Source organism: Krasilnikovia sp. MM14-A1004, assembly GCF_047159485.1.
Lineage (GTDB): Bacteria > Actinomycetota > Actinomycetes > Mycobacteriales > Micromonosporaceae > Actinoplanes.
The window spans coordinates 1,080,997-1,099,735 of sequence record NZ_AP038773.1; the positions used below are offsets into that span (position 1 = coordinate 1,080,997).

At 71.4% G+C, this 18,739-nt stretch carries 12 protein-coding genes; 8 read left to right on the plus strand and 4 right to left on the minus strand.

Annotated elements, in window-relative coordinates:
* Positions 1–26: 26 nt before the first annotated feature.
* Both ACMCNN_RS05070 and ACMCNN_RS05075 read right to left on the minus strand, forming a co-directional pair.
* Entirely contained in the window at positions 27–1,205 is a 1,179-nt protein-coding gene (locus ACMCNN_RS05070) for a PQQ-dependent sugar dehydrogenase (protein ID WP_412745008.1), read from the minus strand.
* 71 nt (positions 1,206–1,276) lie between these two features.
* Complete coding sequence (locus tag ACMCNN_RS05075; protein ID WP_412745009.1) at positions 1,277–1,660, minus strand: PH domain-containing protein; 384 nt, start codon at positions 1,658–1,660, stop codon at positions 1,277–1,279.
* 369 nt (positions 1,661–2,029) lie between these two features.
* Between ACMCNN_RS05075 and ACMCNN_RS05080 the strand changes: the two genes are divergently transcribed.
* Positions 2,030–4,576: a putative bifunctional diguanylate cyclase/phosphodiesterase gene (locus tag ACMCNN_RS05080; protein WP_412745010.1), complete on the plus strand. Its 2,547-nt coding sequence runs from the start codon at positions 2,030–2,032 to the stop codon at positions 4,574–4,576.
* 37 nt (positions 4,577–4,613) lie between these two features.
* On the opposite strand, the gene ACMCNN_RS05085 is transcribed toward ACMCNN_RS05080, so the two are convergent.
* Entirely contained in the window at positions 4,614–5,633 is a 1,020-nt protein-coding gene (locus ACMCNN_RS05085; protein WP_412745011.1) for a LacI family DNA-binding transcriptional regulator, read from the minus strand.
* A gap of 309 nt (positions 5,634–5,942) precedes the next feature.
* Between ACMCNN_RS05085 and ACMCNN_RS05090 the strand changes: the two genes are divergently transcribed.
* The 4 genes from ACMCNN_RS05090 to ACMCNN_RS05105 are packed head-to-tail and all read left to right on the plus strand — an operon-like array spanning position 5,943 to position 11,515.
* A complete protein-coding gene (locus tag ACMCNN_RS05090) occupies positions 5,943–7,220 on the plus strand; it encodes an extracellular solute-binding protein (RefSeq protein ID WP_412745012.1) in 1,278 nt (425 codons plus the stop codon).
* A gap of 55 nt (positions 7,221–7,275) precedes the next feature.
* A complete protein-coding gene (locus ACMCNN_RS05095) occupies positions 7,276–8,265 on the plus strand; it encodes a carbohydrate ABC transporter permease (RefSeq protein WP_412745013.1) in 990 nt (329 codons plus the stop codon).
* Positions 8,262–9,104 (plus strand): carbohydrate ABC transporter permease, encoded by an 843-nt coding sequence (locus tag ACMCNN_RS05100; RefSeq protein WP_412745014.1) that lies wholly within the window; start codon positions 8,262–8,264, stop codon positions 9,102–9,104. The genes ACMCNN_RS05095 and ACMCNN_RS05100 overlap by 4 nt, the downstream gene beginning before the upstream one ends.
* Entirely contained in the window at positions 9,101–11,515 is a 2,415-nt protein-coding gene (locus ACMCNN_RS05105; RefSeq protein WP_412745015.1) for a glycosyl hydrolase 2 galactose-binding domain-containing protein, read from the plus strand. Before ACMCNN_RS05100 ends, ACMCNN_RS05105 begins: the two co-directional genes overlap by 4 nt.
* Before the next feature lie 237 nt (positions 11,516–11,752).
* Here the strand turns inward: ACMCNN_RS05105 and ilvD are convergent, their stop codons facing one another.
* Positions 11,753–13,600, minus strand: coding sequence for a dihydroxy-acid dehydratase (ilvD, locus tag ACMCNN_RS05110; RefSeq protein ID WP_412745016.1), 1,848 nt, complete (start codon positions 13,598–13,600; stop codon positions 11,753–11,755).
* Between the two features lie 144 nt (positions 13,601–13,744).
* On the opposite strand from ilvD, the gene ACMCNN_RS05115 reads away from it, so the two are divergent.
* From ACMCNN_RS05115 to ilvN, 3 genes are all read left to right on the plus strand, one after another.
* Complete coding sequence (locus ACMCNN_RS05115; RefSeq protein WP_412745017.1) at positions 13,745–16,126, plus strand: putative bifunctional diguanylate cyclase/phosphodiesterase; 2,382 nt, start codon at positions 13,745–13,747, stop codon at positions 16,124–16,126.
* 198 nt (positions 16,127–16,324) lie between these two features.
* Positions 16,325–18,169: an acetolactate synthase large subunit gene (locus tag ACMCNN_RS05120; protein WP_412745018.1), complete on the plus strand. Its 1,845-nt coding sequence runs from the start codon at positions 16,325–16,327 to the stop codon at positions 18,167–18,169.
* A gap of 15 nt (positions 18,170–18,184) precedes the next feature.
* The gene (ilvN, locus tag ACMCNN_RS05125) at positions 18,185–18,700 is read left to right on the plus strand and encodes an acetolactate synthase small subunit (protein ID WP_130508855.1); all 516 of its coding nucleotides are present in this window, start codon (positions 18,185–18,187) and stop codon (positions 18,698–18,700) included.
* Positions 18,701–18,739 lie beyond the last annotated feature (39 nt).

Here is an 18,739-nt window from a genome sequence, read left to right on the forward strand (position 1 = left end):
GTTCGCGTGCGAAACAGTCGTCACCGTTAACTTCGACCAGCGCCGCCGTCGGCAAAGACAAGGCGGATGATGCGATCGTCGTCGGGGCCGGGATCGCCGCCGTCCTCCTGGTTCGAGGTGGCGACCCACAGCGATCCGTCCGGGGCGGTCGCCAGGGCGCGCAGGCGGCCGTACTCGCCCATGAGCAGGGTCTGCGGCTGCCCGATGAGGGTGCCGTTGCCCGTGGTGTCGGCCAGCCAGAGCCGCTTGCCGAGCAGGCAGGCCGAGGCGACCATGTGCTCCAGCACGGCCACGCCCGCGCAGTTCGACTCCGCGATCGGCCAGCTCACCAGCGGGTCGGCGTACGCCGGGTTGTTGGCGTCGCCCTCGACCTTGCCCCAGCCGTAGTTCTTGCCCTTCTGGATCACGTTGAGCTCGCCGTACGTCTTCTGACCGGACTCGCTGGCGTACATCCGCTTGCCGGAGTCCCAGGCCAGGCCGCGTACGTTGCGGTGGCCCGAGGACCAGACGCGGGAGTCCTTGGGGTTGCCCGGGGCGGGCTTGCCGTCGGTGGTGATCCGCAGGATCTTGCCGGCGAGGCTCTTCGGATCCTGCGCCTGGGTGCCGGTGGTCGCGTCGCCCGTGCCCACGTACAGGTAGCCGTCGGGGCCGAACGCGACCTGGCCGCCGTTGTCGCCCGGCGAGCGGGGGATGCCGGTGAGGATCGGCTGCGGCTTGCCACCCAGGGTCAGTCTGGCTACCCGGTTGTCCTTGGCCGTCGTGTAGTAGATGAACACGGTCCGGTCCGTGGCGTACCGCGGGGAGACCGCGATGCCGAGCAGCCCGGCGTCGCCGCCCGCCTCGACGTCGGCCAGCCGCTGCACCTCGGTGACCTTGAGCCCGTTGGCGTCGGTGTCCGGCCCGACCCGCAGGATGCGGGCGGTGTCCCGCTCGGTGACCAGGGCCGCGCCGTCGGGCAGGAAGGCCATGCCCCACGGGACCTCCAGGTCCTTCGCCAGCACCGTGACGGCGACCTCCTGGCTGCCTGCCGGATCACCGCTGGTGGCGGCCGACGGCGGGGGCAGGTTGGGCGGCTGACCTGCCTGGTCGGGATCGGGCGGCCCGAAACTGCACCCCGCACCGAGGACGAGCACCGCCCCCACCGCCGCCAGCGCGGCACCGGCCCGCCGGGTCGTCGGGCCCGCAGCGGCACGGCGCGGGATCATGCGATCTCCTCGTCCACCAGACCAGGGTAGCGGCGGTGCCCGACAGCTCCGGCGCCCCGGATCACGCCGCCTCAGTCCGCCTGCGGCGGGGTGCTGATCTCGTGCCCGGCCGCGGCCAGCACGGCGGGCAGGTCGTCCCGGTTGACGCCGGTCAAGCGGATCACCGTGCCGTCGGTGAGCAGCGCGGACACCCGTCCGCGCGGGTCCGGGGCGAGCTCGGCCACCCGGTCCCACGGCACGGTCGTCGTGCCGAACAGCGCCCTGACGCGCAGCCGGTCGGGATAGACGTCGGTACCGGCGCGCCACGCCCACACCGCCACGGCCAGCGGGATCAGCAGGAGCGGCGCCAGCGACCAGCGGGCGCCGGCCAGCGGGATCGTGCCGACGAACGCGATCACCGCGGCGACCAGCAGCGCACCGGGTTTGCGCACACGCAGGACGGGCTTGGAACTCACCGGGTCATCCTCGCATTCGCGCAGGCCACCGGAGCATCGGAGGTCCCGGGCTGGCGGCCGCGGTCCGGCTACCTGTGAACCAGCTCATAGCCGCCCGGCCGGGTGGTTGTCGCATGACCGGTCGGCCGCACGGACGAGGTAATGCACCGGTCGCCGCATTGACCACGGTAGGTCCATAGTCGACGATCCGAACATGCGCAGGATTTCTACCGCCCCGTAACCCGAACGAAGGAGCGCTCGTTCTCGGATGTGAGGCGGATCAGCTCCGCCGAGCGATCCCCGAACCCCCTCCGATCCGATCGCAGAGGATCCACCGACGTGGCAGTGCCGCCGCCCCTCGCACGCGCCCGCCTCGGGAGACTGTCCTGGGTGAGGCCCGCCATCGTGCCCGCCGCGGGTGCGCTCGTCCTGCTGTCCGGTGTGGCCGGTCTGCTGTCGCCGACCACGGCCCTGGCGCTCGGCGTGGGCGGCGTTGCCGTCTGGGCGGCGGCGCTTCTGGTCCGTACCGCGCTGGCCATCCACCAAGACACCGGCACGTACGCTGCCTGCAAGGGCGCCGGCTTCATCGGCATGGGCGCGCTGGCCACCGGCGTGACGGTGCTGCTTCCGGCGTTGGTGGGGCTGGTGGCGGTGGCCGTGTTCTTCGTCCTGGGCACGATGTTGCTGCCGGGCGGGGCGACCACCTGGCCGGTCCGGTTGCGCCGGGCCTTCGACGGGCTCGGGCTGGGTATCAGCCTGGGCTTCGCCGCCTGGCTGATCCCACCGACCAGCAGCGCGCCCGCCGCGACGCTGCCCGCCACGCTGGTCACCACGGCCGGGGTCGCCATGATCGTGGTGGTGGTGCTCCGGGCCGGCGCGCACCGCCGCGCGGCCCTGCGCTGCGGTGCCGGCGCGATCCTGGTGCTGACCGCGCTGTGCGGGGTGGCGACCATCGGATCCCTCGGGATGCCCGCCCGAGCGCTGCCCGTGCTCGGCCTGCTCCTGGTCGGGGGACTGGGCCTGGTGGCCGACGGTGGGTCCCGGCGCGGCGGGGCGGTGCCGCGGGCCGAGGCGCGCGAGCCCGAGCAGTACCTGTCGGGCTACCCGCTGCTGGCCGTGCCCGCCGGGGTGGGCGTGGTCGCCGCGCTGTACCACCTGCTCACGGTCGGCCACTTCGACACAGTGGCCATCATGCTGGGCATCACGATGGTCGCCGTGCTCACCGCCCGCGAGCTGCTCGTGGTCAGCGACATCCGCCGGTACGCGGGCCAGCTGAGAACGAAGGAGGCGCACTTCCGTTCCCTGGTCGCGGGCGCCACCGACCTCACCCTGGTGCTGGACGGACGCCTGCTGATCCAGTGGCAGTCACCTGCGGCGGCCCGGTTGTTCGGCCTGTCCGACGCCGAGGTGGTCGGCCGCCGGTTCGGCGAACTCATCCACCCCGACGACGTCACCGACGCGCACGCGGTCATCGGATCCGTGCTGGCCGGCGAACACGCGGACGGCCCACCGGCCCTGGTGAACGCGCGGCTGCGCGACGGCCACGGGTTGTGGCGCGACACCGAGTCGACGGTCTCCGACCAGCGGGGCGTGCCGGAGGTGGCGGCGCTGGTGGTGCACGTCCGCGACGTCGGTGAGCGGCGGCATCTGGAGCGCACGCTGCACCGGCTGTCGTACACCGACCAGCTCACGGGGCTGGCCAACCGGCGGGCGCTGATGCGTGAGCTGCTGGAGTTCCGGCGCCGACCCGGCCAGCACGGCACCCTGCTCGTCGTCGACCTGCACGGCCTGGCCGAGATCAACGATGCCCGCGGGCGGGAGATCGGCGACGCGGTGCTCATCGAGGTCGGGCGCCGCATCCGCGGCCTGCTCGGCGACGCGGACCTCGCGGCCCGGCTGGGCGGCGACGAGTTCGCGGTGCTCACCCCGGACGGCGCGGTCCTCGCGTACGCGCTGGCCACCCGGCTGGTCACGCTGCTCGGGGAGCCGTACCAGCTGCCGGGGTCGATCGTGGAGCTGCACACCAGCGTGGGGCTGGCGGAGCTGGCCGGCGGTACGGACTCCGACGACGTGCTCCGCCACGCCGACCTGGCCCGCAAGCGCTCCCGCCAGCTCGGCCACGATCGCGTCGAGTGGTACGACACCGACATCGAGATCCAGCTGCACCGGCGGATGGAGCTGGAGAAGGAACTGCTCGGCGCGGCCGAACGCGGCGAGCTGGACCTGGTGTTCCAGCCCGCGGTGAGCCTGCGCGACGCGCAACCGGCCGGGGTCGAGGCGCTGCTGCGCTGGCGGCACCCGCGGCTCGGCACGATCCTGCCGGCGGAACTGCTGCCGATCGCCCGGGCGGTGGGCATGGCGGCCGAGCTGGACGAGTGGGTCCTCGACAACGCCTGCCGTCACCTGTCGACCTGGAGCGCGGGCGGCGCCGACTGCTGGCTCTCGGTCAACGTGGCGCCGCGCGAGCTGCTCACGGCGCGTTTCCCCGAGCAGGTGGAGGACGCCCTCTCCCGGTACGAGCTGGCCCCGGAACGCCTCGTCGTCGAGGTGGCGGAGGCGTGGATCGCCGAGGACGTCCCGGCCATCGTGGCGTCGCTGGCCGGGCTGCGCCGCCTCGGCGTCCGGGCCGCGCTGGACGACTTCGGCGCGGGTCAGGCATCGCTGGCCCATCTGCGCCGGCTGCCGGTCGACATGCTCAAACTGGACCGGGCGTTGCTGAGCGCGCCGGACGAGCACGCCAGCGGCCCGGCCGTCCTCGACGTGGTGGTGAGCCTGGGCCGCCGGCTCGGCCTGGAGATCGTGGCGAAGGGCCTGGAGACCGAGGCGCAGGTCGAGCGGGCCCGCCGCGCCGGCTGCCAGTACGGCCAGGGTTTCGCGCTGTCCCGCCCAGCCCCGGCGGAGCGCATGGAGGCGTTCCTGGAGACGCACCGAGGCTGATCGCACGCTGTCGTTTGGCCTTGCTGGGGGAGCCCAGTCAGCTCTCCCGGGGTGGTGCGGTGCTGCCGCGCGGGGTGAGGTGTGCCGTGCCCTCCTCGACGTCGCCGCCCCGCTCGCCGGCGATCGCGGCCAGCAGCAGCCGGGCGGCGTGCGCGCCGTACGCGGGTATGTCGCGGGTCAGGGCGGTCAGCGGTGGATGCACCAGGGAGCACAGCGGTGAGTCGTCCCAGGCCACGATGGACAGATCGCCGGGGACGGACAGCCCCATCTCCTGCGCCACGGACAGTCCGGCCACCGCCATCACGTCGTTGTCGTAGATGATCGCGGTGGGGCGTTCCCCGGTGATGAGCAGCCGCCGGGTGGCCCGGCCGCCCTCCTCGCCGGTGTAGTCCGAGGACACGGTGAGGGCGTCGCCGAGGCCGAGCGACGTGCAGACCTCGGTGAACGCCCGGGTCCGCGTCTCTGTGTGCAGCAGGCCGGGCAGGCCACCGACGCGGGCGATGCGCCGGTGCCCGAGCGCCATCAGGTAACGCACCGCCTCGGTGATCGCTCCGGCGTCGTCCGACCAGAGCTGGGTGAGCGACCCGGTGTTGCCGGGACCGCCGATGACCACGGCCGGCAGTTGCAGTTGCTCCAGGACGGGGATGCGTACGTCGTCTTCGCGCAGGTCGGTGACGAACACGCCGTCGACGCGGCGCTCGCCCCACCACCGGCGGTACACCTCGTTCTCCTGCTCGGCGGTGGCGACGACCTGCAGCGTCAGCGCGTACGAGCGTGCGGCGAGTTCGGCCTCGAAGCCGCTGATCAGGCCCATGAAGAACGGTTCGATGCTGAGGATGCGCGCGGGCCGGCACAGGGTGAGCCCGACCGCCTTGGCGCTGGCGCCGGAGAGGGCGCGGGCGGCGCTGTGCGGGCTGAACCCCATCTCCCGGGCGATCGCGACGATGCGTTGCCGGGTCGCCTCGGAGACCCCGGGCTGGCCGTTGAGCGCGTACGAGACCGCGCCTTTGGAGACTCCCGCCCGCTGCGCGATGTCCGCGATGGTCGGCCGCTTCACTGGGTGCTGCCTTTCTCTCCAACCGCTTGCTGCGGGCGTCGATCCGCGCTGAACCGCGTGAGGTCGACGGCTCACGCTACCGCCCGCGGGGTTCGCCGTACTCGGAACTCCTGACTTGATCGGTTAAGTGTTGCAGACCACAGACATTGGGTCACTTGGGATGTTTCGGGAGCGCTCCAACTCACCCTAACCAGGGACAGACACGAAGCCGTAACGCGGTATTGACACTGCTGATGCTCGGGCATACGGTCACTGAACTTATCCGGTTCAGTAATGTCGAGCGACACTTTCCCCTGGGTGGAGGAGCACATGAAACGGTTCGGAAGCCGAGGGCGGGGGCTGCTGGCCGCCGGCCTCGCCGGCACCCTCGCGGTCGCCGGCTGCAGCGGGCAGAGCCTGGACGGCGGCGCCGACAAGGCCGGCACGGTCACCCTGAAGGTCAACTTCTGGGGCGACATGGGCCTCGACAAGCTGAAGGCCGAGTACGAGGCGGCTCATCCCAACGTCAGGATCGTCCTCAACTCGGGCGAGTACAACGCCCAGCACGAGGACCTGCAGAAGAAGCTGGTCGCGGGCTCCGGCGCCCCGGACATCTCCGCGGTCGACGAGGGCTTCATCGTCCAGTTCCGCAGCCAGGCCGATCAGTTCGTCAACCTGCTCGACAAGGGCGCGGGCAGCTACGAGTCCAAGTACCTGCCGTGGAAGTGGCAGCAGTCGCTGTCCCCGAAAGGTCAGCAGATCGGCCTCGGCACCGACGTCGGCGGACTCGCGATGTGCTACCGCTCCGACCTGTTCGCGAAGGCGGGCCTGCCCACCGACCGCGACGCGGTCTCGAAACTCTGGCCGACGTGGGCCGACTTCATCGCCACCGGCAAGAAGTACGTCGCCGCCACCGGCAAGAAGTTCGTCGACTCCGGCACCAACATGTTCAACCCGGTGCTCGCCCAGCAGCCGGTGGGCTTCTACGACACCAGCGAGCAGTTGCAGATGGACGGCGGCCCGAAAGTCGCGTTCGACCTGAGCATGCAGGCGATCCAGGCCGGGCTGTCCGCCAACCTCGCCAGCTTCCAGCCGAACTGGGACACCGGCTTCAAAAAGGACCAGTTCGCGGTACTGGCCTGCCCCGCCTGGATGATCGGCCACATCCAGGACACCGCGCCCAACCAGAAGGGCAAGTGGGACATCGCGTCGATCCCCGGCGGCGGCGGCAACTGGGGCGGCTCCTGGTGGACCATCCCGAAGCAGGGCAAGAACGTCGACGAGGCGTACAAGTTCGTCGAGTGGATGATCCAGCCGCAGCAGCAGATCGAGGTCTTCAAGACCGTCGGCAACCTCCCCTCCCAGCCCGCGCTGTATCAGGACCCGGCGGTGCTGGACTACAAGAAGGAGTTCATGAGCAACGCCCCCACGGGCCAGATCTTCGCGGCCACCGCGGCGAACCTGAAGCCGCAGTACCTGGGCCGGAAGAACGGTCCCACGCGGGTCGCGGTGGAGAACGTCATCACCCGCGTCCAGCAGGGCTCGCTCGCCCCGGACAAGGCATGGGCCGAGGCCGTCAAAGAGGCAGAGAAGGCCGCCAACTCGTGAACCCCGGCGGGGCGGCCGACCCGCCGCCCCGCCGCCTGACACAGCGGAGTAGCCCGTGTCCGTCACCCAAGTGCCGCACCAGGCGGCGATCGAATCCCCGCCGCAGCCGCCCGCGCGCCCCGGCGGGTGGCGCAACCGGCTGTACCGGTTCGACACCAGGCGTACGCCCTACCTGCTCGTCGCGCCGTTCTTCGTGCTGTTCGCGATCTTCGGGCTGTTCCCGATCGTGTTCAACGGGGTCGTCGCGCTGCGCCACTGGCGTCTGGACGACCCGGCGACCGGCTGGGCCGGCGGGGCGAACTTCACGCGGCTGCTCGGCGACGAGGACTTCTGGAACGCGCTGGGCAACACGTTCGGCATCTTCCTGCTGTCCACCGTGCCCCAGCTGCTGCTGGCGCTGATCATCGCGAATCTGCTGAACCGCAGGCTGCGCGGCAACACCTGGTGGCGGGTCGGGGTGCTGCTGCCGTACGTGACCCCGGTCGCCGCGTCCACGCTGGTGTTCGCCGTCTTCTTCGCTCGCGACAACGGCCTGGCGAACTGGCTGCTCGGGGTCGTCGGCTTCGGCCAGGAACAGCCGCTCGACTGGCGGGCCGCCAAGTGGAGCTCCTGGATCGCCATCGCCGTGATGGTCAACTGGAAGTGGATCGGCTACAACGCGCTGCTGTACCTGTCCGCGATGCAGTCCATCTCCAAGGACGTCTACGAGGCCGCCGCGGTCGACGGCGCGGGCCCGTGGCGGCAGCTGTGGCGGATCACCGTACCGATGATCCAACCGGTCGTGATCTTCACCGTGGTCCTCTCCACGATCGGGGGGCTGCAGCTGTTCAACGAGCCGATGCTGTTCGACGAGAACCCGGCCGCGGCGTCCGGCGGCTCGAACGGCCAGTTCCAGACCATCGCGCAGCTGATCTACAAGGTCGGCTGGAAGGACCTGAACCTCGGGTACGCGGCGGCGATGTCCTGGGCCCTGTTCCTCATCATCCTCGTCGTGGCCGGGCTCAACGCCCTGCTCACCAACCGGATCGGAGGTGGCCGCCGGTGAACCGGGCGCCCCAGGAGACGCCCGGCTCGTGGCGTACCTATCTCGCCCTGGTCGCGGTCCTCGCGATCTCGGCGTTCCCGCTGTACTGGATGTTCGTCATCGCCACCAGCACGGACGAGGCGGTGGCCCGGGTCCCGCCGGCCGTGCTGCCCGGCGGTCAGCTGATGACCAACCTGCGCGAGGTCTTCACCCTGCAGGACGTCTACTTCACCGCCTCGCTCATCAACAGCGTGATCGTGTCGGCCGTGGTCACCACCTCTGTGCTGTTCTTCTGCTCGCTGGCCGGATTCGCCTTCGCCAAGCTGCGCTTCCGCGGGCGCAACGCCATGATGGTCGTGGTGATCCTGACCCTGACCGTCCCCAACCAGCTCGGCGTCGTCGCCCTCTACATCCTCATGGGCAAGCTGGGCTGGAACGGCACGCTGCTGGCGGTCATCGCGCCGGGCCTGGTCACCGCGTTCGGGGTGTTCTACATGCGGCAGTTCATCGTGCATGCCGTACCCGACGAACTGGTCGAGTCCGCGCGCATTGACGGTGCTCTCACCCTGCGGGTCTACTGGAGCATCGTGCTGCCCGCGATCCGCCCCGCCCTGGCCGTGCTCGGGCTGCTGACGTTCGTGGCCACCTGGAACGACTTCCAGTGGCCACTGATCACCCTGAACGGCACCGACTTCCCCACCTCGATGGTGGCGCTGTCCGACCTGGCCAGCGGCAACTACGTCATCTACCGGCGGGTGCTGGCGGGCGCGTTCGCGGCCACCGTCCCGCTGCTGATCCTGCTGCTGATCGGAGGACGCCAGATCGTGCGCGGAATCATGGAAGGCGCCGTCAAGTCGTGACCAACTGGACGACTCTGCACGACGGGTGGACCGTCAGCGGCGGGCACCTGCGCGGGGTCCGCGCGAGCGTGCCGGGCTGCGTGCACACCGACCTGCTGGCCGCCGGTCTGATCCCCGACCCGTTCCTGGACGCCAACGAACGCGACGTCGCCTGGATCGGCGACACCGACTGGACGTACGAGACGACCTTCCGGGCCGATCCGCCGACCGGCCGCGTGGATCTGGTCTGCGCCGGGCTTGACACGGTCGCCACGGTGACGCTCAACGACGTCGAGATCGGGCGTACCGCGAACATGCATCGCGGCTACCGCTTCGACGTGCGCGCGGTGTTGCGCGCGGGCGAGAACCGGCTGCGGGTCCACTTCGGCTCCGCGTACACGTACGCGCGGGCGCAGCAGGAGCGGCTCGGCGACCGGCCCAACACCTACCCGGAACCGTTCCCGTTCATCCGCAAGATGGCCTGCAACTTCGGGTGGGACTGGGGACCCACCCTGGTCACGGCCGGGATCTGGCAGGACATCGGCCTGCACCACTGGCGGTCGGCCCGCCTCGCACAGGTCCGTCCACAGGTCACGGTCGCCGACGGCGTCGGCCGCGTCGACGTCCACGTCCTGCTGGAGCGCGACACCGACGGGCCGGTCACGGTCCGCGCGGCCGTCGCCGGCCGCGAGACCGTCACCCGGATCACCGGGCGCGAGGCCGTCCTGACCCTCACGGTCGCCGACCCCGACCTCTGGTGGCCCCTCGGGTACGGCCCTCAGCCCCGCTACGACCTCGACGTGACCCTGTCCGACGAGTCCGGAACGCTCGACGCGTGGTCGCGCCGGATCGGCTTCCGCACCGTACGGCTGGACACCGACGGCGGCGCGCACACGCTCGTCGTCAACGGGGTGCCGGTGTTCGCCCGCGGCGTCAACTGGATCCCCGACGACGTCTTCGTCACCCGGATCACCCGCGACCGGCTGGCCACCCGCCTGCGCCAGGCGACCGGGGCGGGCGTCAACTACGTCCGGGTCTGGGGCGGCGGCCGGTACGAGTCGGACGACTTCTACGACCTCGCCGACTCGCTCGGGCTGCTGGTGGGGCAGGACTTCCCGTTCGCGTGCGCGGCGTACCCGGAGGAGGAGCCGTTCGCCGCCGAAGTCGAGGCGGAGGCGCGCGAGCAGGTGGTGCGGCTGGCCACCCATCCCAGCCTGGTGCTGTGGACCGGCAACAACGAGAACCTGTGGGGGCACGCCGACTGGGGCTGGCGGGAGTCGCTGGGCGCGCACTCGTGGGGCGCCGGGTACTACTTCGACCTGCTGCCCCGGATCGTCGCGGAGCTGGACCCGACCCGGCCGTACTGGCCGGGCAGCCCGTACTCGGGGCGGCGTGACCTGCACCCCAACGACCCCGGCCACGGCTCGATGCACATCTGGGACGTGTGGAACACCGACGACTACCTGAAGTACCGGGAGTACCGGCCGAGGTTCGTCGCGGAGTTCGGGTTTCAGGCGCCGCCCACGTACGCAACGCTGCGCCGGGCGCTGTCGGACGGCCCGCTGGCGCCGGACTCACCCGGCATGGCACACCACCAGAAGGCCGTCGACGGCGACGAGAAACTGCGGCGCGGACTGGACGCGCACCTGCCCGCGCCCCGCGACTTCGACGACTGGCACTTCCTGACCCAGCTCACCCAGGCCCGCGCGCTGAGCTGCGGCATCGAGCATTTCCGGTCGCTGCGCCCGTGGTGCATGGGCGCGGTCATGTGGCAGCTCAACGACTGCTGGCCGGTGACCTCGTGGGCCGCCGTCGACGGCGACGGCCGCCGCAAACCCCTCTGGTACGCGCTGCGCCGCAGCTTCGCCGACCGCCTCCTGAGCTTCCAGCCCCGCGACGGCGCCCCGGCCCTGATCGCCGTCAACGACACCCGCGATCCGTGGCCGGTCTCTGCGACCGTCACCCGCCGCGACCTCACGGGCATCACCCTCGCCGAAGCCGTGCTGACCGCCACGGTGGCACCCGGCACGGCGACGACCTTGCCGCTACCCGCCGACCTGGCAACCCCGGCCGACCCCACCCGCGAACTCCTCCTCGCCGACACCACCGGACGGCTCGGCGCCCACGCGGGCGGGACACGCGCGTGGTGGTTCTTCGCGGAGGACAAGGACATCGCGTGGCCCGCCGCTCGATACGACGCCGAGGTGTCCACGGCGGACGACGCCACCACGGTGACCGTGACGGCGCGCACGATCCTGCGCGACCTGATGCTCTTCCCCGACCGCCTGGATCCGTCTGCCGAGGTCGACGATCTGGGGCTGACCCTGCTGCCGGGTGAGTCGGCCAGGCTGGTGGTGCACGGTGCGTCCGCCCTGGACCCCGCCGAGCTGACCACCCGCCCGGTCCTGCGCTGCGTCAACGACCTCACCTGACCGCTACTCGACCGGCGTCGGCAGCCTCGAAGGTGAAGAGTTCTGGTCAGCTCCTGACCAGAACTCATCAAGATCTCCTGGTGTCACGTGCCGCCCAACATCCAGGCCACGGCGGGCGTCCGCCCTTCGGTGCGTGTCCGCGCCGCGTAACGCGAACCGCCCACCCCGGCGGAACCTGTCGAGGCGGGCGGTGGCGTCGCGGTTGTCGCGGGGTGCGCCGTACTTGAATAGGGAATGTCATTCAGGAACGAGCCGGTACGCCCCATCGCTGGCTGAGGTGGCCATGGAGGCGTAGGCGCGCAGCGCCGCCGAGACCGGCCGCTCCCGGTCGACCGGGCTGTACGGCTTCGCCCGCCGCTCCTGCTCGCCGCGGCGAACGGACAGCTCCTCGTCGGAGACGTTGAGGCTGATGGACCGCCCCGGAATGTCGATGGTGATCTCGTCGCCGGTCTGCACCAGCGCGATCAGCCCCCCGGCCGCCGCCTCGGGCGAGACGTGGCCGATGGACAGCCCGGAGGTGCCCCCGGAGAACCGCCCGTCCGTGATCAGCGCGCATGCCTTGCCCAGCCCGCGCCCCTTGAGGAACGAGGTGGGGTACAGCATCTCCTGCATGCCGGGGCCGCCGCGCGGGCCCTCGTAGCGGATCACCACGACGTCGCCCTCGACCACCTGCTTGCTGAGGATGCCGTCGACGGCCGCGTCCTGGGACTCGTAGACCCGCGCCGGGCCGGTGAACTTCCACAGCTCCTCGGCCACCCCGGCGGTCTTCACGACGCATCCGTCCGGGGCGAGGTTGCCGAACAGGATCGCCAGCCCGCCGTCGGCGGTGTACGCGTGCTCGACGGAGCGGATGCAGCCCTCGGCCGCGTCGGTGTCGAGGGTGGCCCACCGGTTGGTGGTGGAGAACGGCTGCGTGGTGCGCACCCCGCCGGGGGCGGCGTGGTACAGCTCGATCGCCTCGGCGGACGGGTTCCCGCCGCGGATGTCCCACGCGTCCAGCCAGGTCTGCAGGTCGGGGGAGTGGACGGAACGCACGTCGGTGCGCAGCGCGCCGCCCCGGTGCAGCTCGCCGAGCAGGGCGGGGATGCCGCCCGCCCGGTGTACGTCCTCCATGTGGTACTTCGGGCTGTTCGGGGCGACCTTGGACAGGCAGGGCACCCGGCGCGAAATGGCGTCGATGTCGGCGACGCTGAAGTCGAGCTGTGCCTCGCGGGCGGCAGCCAGCAGGTGCAGCACCGTGTTGGTGGAGCCGCCCATCGCCACGTCGAGCGCGACCGCGTTCTCGAACGCGGCCCGGCTGGCGATCGCGCGGGGCAGCACACTCGTGTCGTCGCCCTCGTAGTACTGCTTGGCGAGGTCGACGATCAGCGTTCCGGCGCGCTCGAACAGCGCCTTGCGGGCCGCGTGGGTGGCCAGCGTCGAGCCGTTGCCGGGCAGCGCCAGACCGATCGCCTCGGTGAGGCAGTTCATCGAGTTCGCGGTGAACATGCCCGAGCAGGAGCCGCAGGTGGGGCAGGCCGAGCGTTCGATCGTGTCGAGCTGCTCGTCGGTGACCTTGTCGTTGGCGCTGGCCGCCATCGCGTCGATCAGGTCGAGCTTCTCGTGCACGATGCCCTCGATGGCGATCGTCTTTCCGGCCTCCATCGGGCCGCCGGAGACGAACACCGTGGGGATGTTGAGCCGCAGCGCGGCCAGCAGCATCCCGGGGGTGATCTTGTCGCAGTTCGAGATGCAGACCAGGGCGTCCGCGCAGTGCGCGTTGACCATGTACTCGACCGCGTCGGCGATCAGCTCCCGGCTGGGCAGGGAGTAGAGCATCCCGCCGTGGCCCATGGCGATGCCGTCGTCGACCGCGATCGTGTTGAACTCGCGCCCGACGCCGCCCGCCTGCGCCACCGCCCCGGCGACCAGCTGGCCGAGGTCCTTGAGGTGCACGTGGCCGGGTACGAACTGGGTGAAGCTGTTGGCGATCGCGACGATCGGCTTGCCGAAGTCGTCGTCGGTCATGCCGGTGGCGCGCCACAGGGCGCGCGCGCCGGCCATCGTCCGACCGTGGGTCGAGGTCCGGGAGCGCAGCTCAGGCATGACCTCAGTCTGCCACCGTGAGTAAGTGCCGGGGAGCCGCCGGAGCCGCCGGTCCACAGCTCGGGACGACAAAACTCCGTTGCAGTGCGAAACCAACCGGTCACCAGGGCCCCGCAGCGGACAATTTTCCGGCAAAGTAGTCCCGTGCACTCACCGTCCGGCGTGGAGCTGGCCGGGCTGGCGAGCCTTCTGGTCGCGGTCCTGGCCGTGGCGCTGCTGGGCGAGTCCGGCCGCCGGCACACCGGGGCGCCGCGTCGCGCCCATCTGCTGTTGGCCCTCGGGGGCGCCGTGGTCACGGCCGCCGCGCTGGCGGGGTCGGTCAGCGCGCTGATGCTGCCGCACACCGCGGGCCAGCCGCACCGTCAGATGCTCGGGCAGGCCGTCGCCGTGGGCATGGCGCTGGGGACGGTGATCCTGCTGAGCGGGACGCTGGTGCTGCCCGGCGCCGCGGAGAGCCCCGGTGCGGCGCTGCGGCACCTGCTCGACGGTCTGGTGATCGCCGCGGCGGGCTGTTTCGTGGGCTGGGTGCTGCTGTCCCCACCCACCCGCATCCTGGGCGACCACACGCCGTACGGGTGCCTGGCGCTGATCCTGCCCGCCAGCATGGCCGTGGTGGCGTCGGGGCTGACCGTGGTGCTGGGCATGCACGCGTACCGGCCGCGGACGGTCACGGTGTGGGTGGCCGCCGGGGTGACCGTGGTGGCCGTCGCGGCGACCGGGCTCTCCGGCGGGATCTGCCGGGCCTCCAGCGTGGTGTCGCTGCTGGCCGCGCTGGCGCTGTCCGTGGGCCTGCTGGTGGTCGCCCGCGCCGTGAAGGTCGCCGACCGGCCGGTGCTGGTCACGGGCGACGTCACCCAGCGCGGCACGGCGTACGCGTTCGTGCCTATGCTGGGGATGGTCGGCTCGGCGGCCTGGCACTACGGCAACGGCGGCAAGGTCGCCGCGTACGGGCTGGCCGCCGCGAGCGTGGAGGGCTTCGCGCTGGTCGCCCGGCAGTACCTGGCGCTGGTCGACGTGAAGCGGTACACGCTGCAGCTGCGCCAGCGGGAGGCGCACTTCCGGGAGCTGGCGCACACCGACCCGCTGACCGGGCTGGCGAACCGGCGCGGGCTGCTGCGGGCGCTGCGCGAGCAGGAGGCGGGCGGGCGCCCCCGGGTGCTGATCGGCATCGACCTGGACGGCTTCAAGAACGTCAACGACATGCGTGGCCACGACGTCGGCGACGACGTGCTGGCCCAGGTCGGTGTGCGGCTGCGGGCCAACCTGCTGCCCGGCGACGTGGCCGCCCGGCTGGGCGGTGACGAGTTCGCGGTGCTGATGACCGCTACGCCCGAGGAGGCGATGCTGGCGGCGAAGCGGCTGCTGGCGGTGCTGGGTGAGCCGTACGAGGTGGGTGACGCCTCGGTGTTCCTGTCGGCCAGCGTCGGCGTGGCCGGGCGTCCCGGCCCGGGCGACACCGGCGCGCTGATGCGCGACACCGACCTGGCCCTGCGGTACGCGAAGCAGCGCGGCAAGAACCGGGTCGAGCGCTACCAGAAGCGCTACGACGAGCTGCTGCGCCGCCACAGCGTCCTGGAGACCGAGCTGCGGCATGCGATCGCCCGCGACGAGCTGCGGCTGGTGTTCCAGCCGGTGGTGGCGCTGCCCTCGATGCGGATCGTCGGCGCCGAGGCGCTGCTGCGCTGGTACCACCCGGAGCTGGGTGCGGTACGCCCGGACGAGTTCATCCCGGTCGCCGAGGAGTCGGGCCTGATCAACCGGCTGGGCGCGTGGGTGCTGCAGCAGTCGTGCCGGCAGCTGTCCCGCTGGCTGGCGGCGGGCCACGACGTGTGGGTCTCGGTGAACCTGTCGCCCAAGGAGCTGCACGCCGCCGACTACGCGGCCCAGGTGGCGGATGCCCTGGAGGAGCACGGCGTCCCGGCGCAGCGGCTGGTGCTGGAGGTCACCGAGCACGCCGTGGCCACGGACATGGACGAGCTGATCGCCCGCCTCGGCGAGCTGCGCGCGACGGGGGTGCGGATCGCGCTGGACGACTTCGGCGCGGGGTACTCCTCGCTCGGGCAGCTGCGCAACCTGCCGGTCGACATCCTGAAGATCGACCACGCGCTGGTGGCGGAGCCGGAGTCCCGGACGGGCATGGCGGCCCCGCTGGTCGACGTGGTGGTCCGGCTCGGGCACCGCCTCGGCCTGGAGGTGCTGGCCGAGGGGATCGGCACCCCGGCGCAGCGCGCGGTCGTCGAGGAGGCGGGCTGCCGGCTGGGGCAGGGGTCGCTGTTCGGCTGGGGGGTGCCCGCCGAGCACCTCGAAGTGCAGTTGCGCACACTGCGCTCCGGAGCGGCCCGCCCGGCCCCCGCACCGCGGGCGGCGGCGTCGCCGGGCGGCCCGGCCCGCAGTCAGGTGATCATGCTCGGACCAGGGATTCGGCAGGTCCGGGCGCTGCTGCCCACCGATCCCGCGTTCGCCGCCCCGCCGGGTGACCAGGATGTGGGATCAGTTGACTCAGCGCATGAGATCGGGCAGGCTTGACGGCATGTCGAAGTGCTGGTCTTCCCGAGTACTTACATGAGCGCGCTGTCTCTCACGCCCAACCGGCGGGGATAGCGCGCAGAGGTCCCGTGCACTCGGTGCACGAGGGCCTTTTTTGTTGGGCAGAACACGCACGTCCGGACCAGCGCAGCAGTCTGCGCAGCCACCGAAGCACCACCGAACGAAGGTCTGATCGCCATGACGAGACCCACGCCAGAGACGCTCGCCAACCGTGCTCACGCCGCCGCCAGCCCCGCCTCGGTCGCGGCGGCCGTCGGCACCCCGGCGGTAGCCACGGTGTCGCCGACCCCGACCACCGGGGCCGGATCGCTCGTGCGTTCGCTCGAGGCGCTCGGGGTCGAGGTGGCGTTCGGGATCCCGGGCGGGGCGATCCTGCCCGCGTACGACCCGCTGTTCGACTCGAAGGTGCGGCACATCCTGGTCCGGCACGAGCAGGGGGCGGGCCACGCCGCCACCGGGTACGCGCAGGCCACCGGCAAGGTCGGTGTCTGCGTCGCCACCTCGGGGCCGGGCGCCACGAACCTGGTGACCCCGATCGCGGACGCGTACATGGACTCGGTGCCGATGGTCGCGATCACCGGCCAGGTGCCGCGCCCCGCGATCGGCACCGACGCCTTCCAGGAGGCGGACATCCAGGGCATCACCCTGCCGATCACCAAGCACAACTTCCTCGTGCAGAGCGCCGAGGAGATCCCGCGCGTGCTGGCCGAGGCGTTCCACCTGGCCGCCACGGGCCGCCCCGGCCCGGTGCTGGTGGACATCCCGAAGGACGTGCTGCAGGCACAGACGACGTTCACCTGGCCGCCCACCCTGGACCTGCCCGGCTACCGGCCCACGCTGCACCCGCACGGCAAGCAGATCCGCGAGGCGGCCCGGCTGATCGCCGCCGCCAAGCGCCCGGTCCTGTACGTCGGCGGCGGCGTCCTCAAGGCCGGTGCCACCGACGGGCTGCGCAAGCTGGCCGAGCTGACCGGCATCCCGGTGGTCACCACGCTGATGGCGCTCGGCGCGTTCCCCGACTCGCACCCCCAGCACCTCGGCATGCCCGGCATGCACGGCACGGTCCCCGCGGTGTACGCGCTGCAGAAGGCGGACCTGCTGGTCACGCTCGGCGCCCGCTTCGACGACCGGGTCACCGGCAAGCTGGACTCGTTCGCCCCGGACGCCAAGGTGGTGCACGCCGACATCGACCCGGCCGAGATCGGCAAGAACCGGCACGCGGACGTCCCGATCGTCGGCGACGCCCGGCACGTCATCGACGAGCTGATCGCCGCGGTCTCCGGCTCGGCGGGCGGCACCGCGGCGTACGAGGCGTGGTGGGCGCAGCTGGACGACCTGCGCAAGCGCTACCCGCTCGGTTACGACGAGCCGACCGACGGCACGCTCGCCCCGCAGTACGTCATCGAGCGGATCGGCGCCCTGGTCGGCCCCGACGCGGTCTACGTGGCCGGGGTCGGCCAGCACCAGATGTGGGCGTCGCAGTTCATCTCGTACGAGAAGCCCGGCACCTGGCTCAACTCCGGCGGCGCCGGGACCATGGGCTACGCGGTGCCCGCCGCGATGGGCGCGAAGGTCGGCAAGCCGCAGACCGCGGTGTGGGCGATCGACGGCGACGGCTGCTTCCAGATGACCAACCAGGAGCTGGCCACCTGCGCCCTGGAGGGCATCCCGATCAAGGTGGCGGTCATCAACAACGGCAACCTGGGCATGGTCCGCCAGTGGCAGACCCTGTTCTACGAGGGCCGGTACTCCAACACCGAGCTGGGCACGCACAAGCACCGGATCCCGGACTTCGTGAAGCTGGCCGAGGCGCTGGGCTGCGTCGGCATGCGCTGCGAGTCCAAGGACGACGTGGACAAGGTCATCAAGGCGGCGATGGAGATCGACGACGCCCCGGTGGTCATCGACTTCACGGTCGGCAAGGACGCCATGGTGTGGCCCATGGTGGCGGCCGGCACCAGCAACGACGAGATCATGTTCGCCCGGGACGTGCGCCCGAACTTCGACGACGACGACCTGTGAGATGGGGACACTCTCATGACCATGCACACCCTCTCCGTGCTCGTGGAGAACAAGCCCGGCGTGCTGGCCCGGGTGTCCGGCCTGTTCTCCCGGCGCAGCTTCAACATCCACTCGCTGGCGGTGGGGGAGACCGAGAACCCCGACGTCTCCCGGATCACGATCGTCGTCAACGCCGACTCGTCGCCGCTGGAGCAGGTGACAAAGCAGCTCAACAAGCTGGTCAACGTACTGAAGATCGTCGAACTTGATCCGAACCAGTCGGTGCAGCGTGAGCTGCTGCTGGTCAAGGTGCGTGCGGACCGCGCCGTGCGCGGGCAGGTCATGGAGACGGTCGACCTGTTCCGGGCGCGGGTGATCGACGTCGCGCCGGACACCCTCACGATCGAGGCGACCGGCACGGCCGACAAGCTGGAAGCACTCCTGCGTGATCTGGAGCCGTTCGGCATCAAGGAGATGGTGCAGTCCGGCATGGTCGCCATCGGGCGTGGTTCCCGGTCCATCACCACCGGCCCGGCGCTGCGCGCCGCCTGAGAAGTCCGAGCGGCACCGGTGCCGCGGTTCCACCGTGCC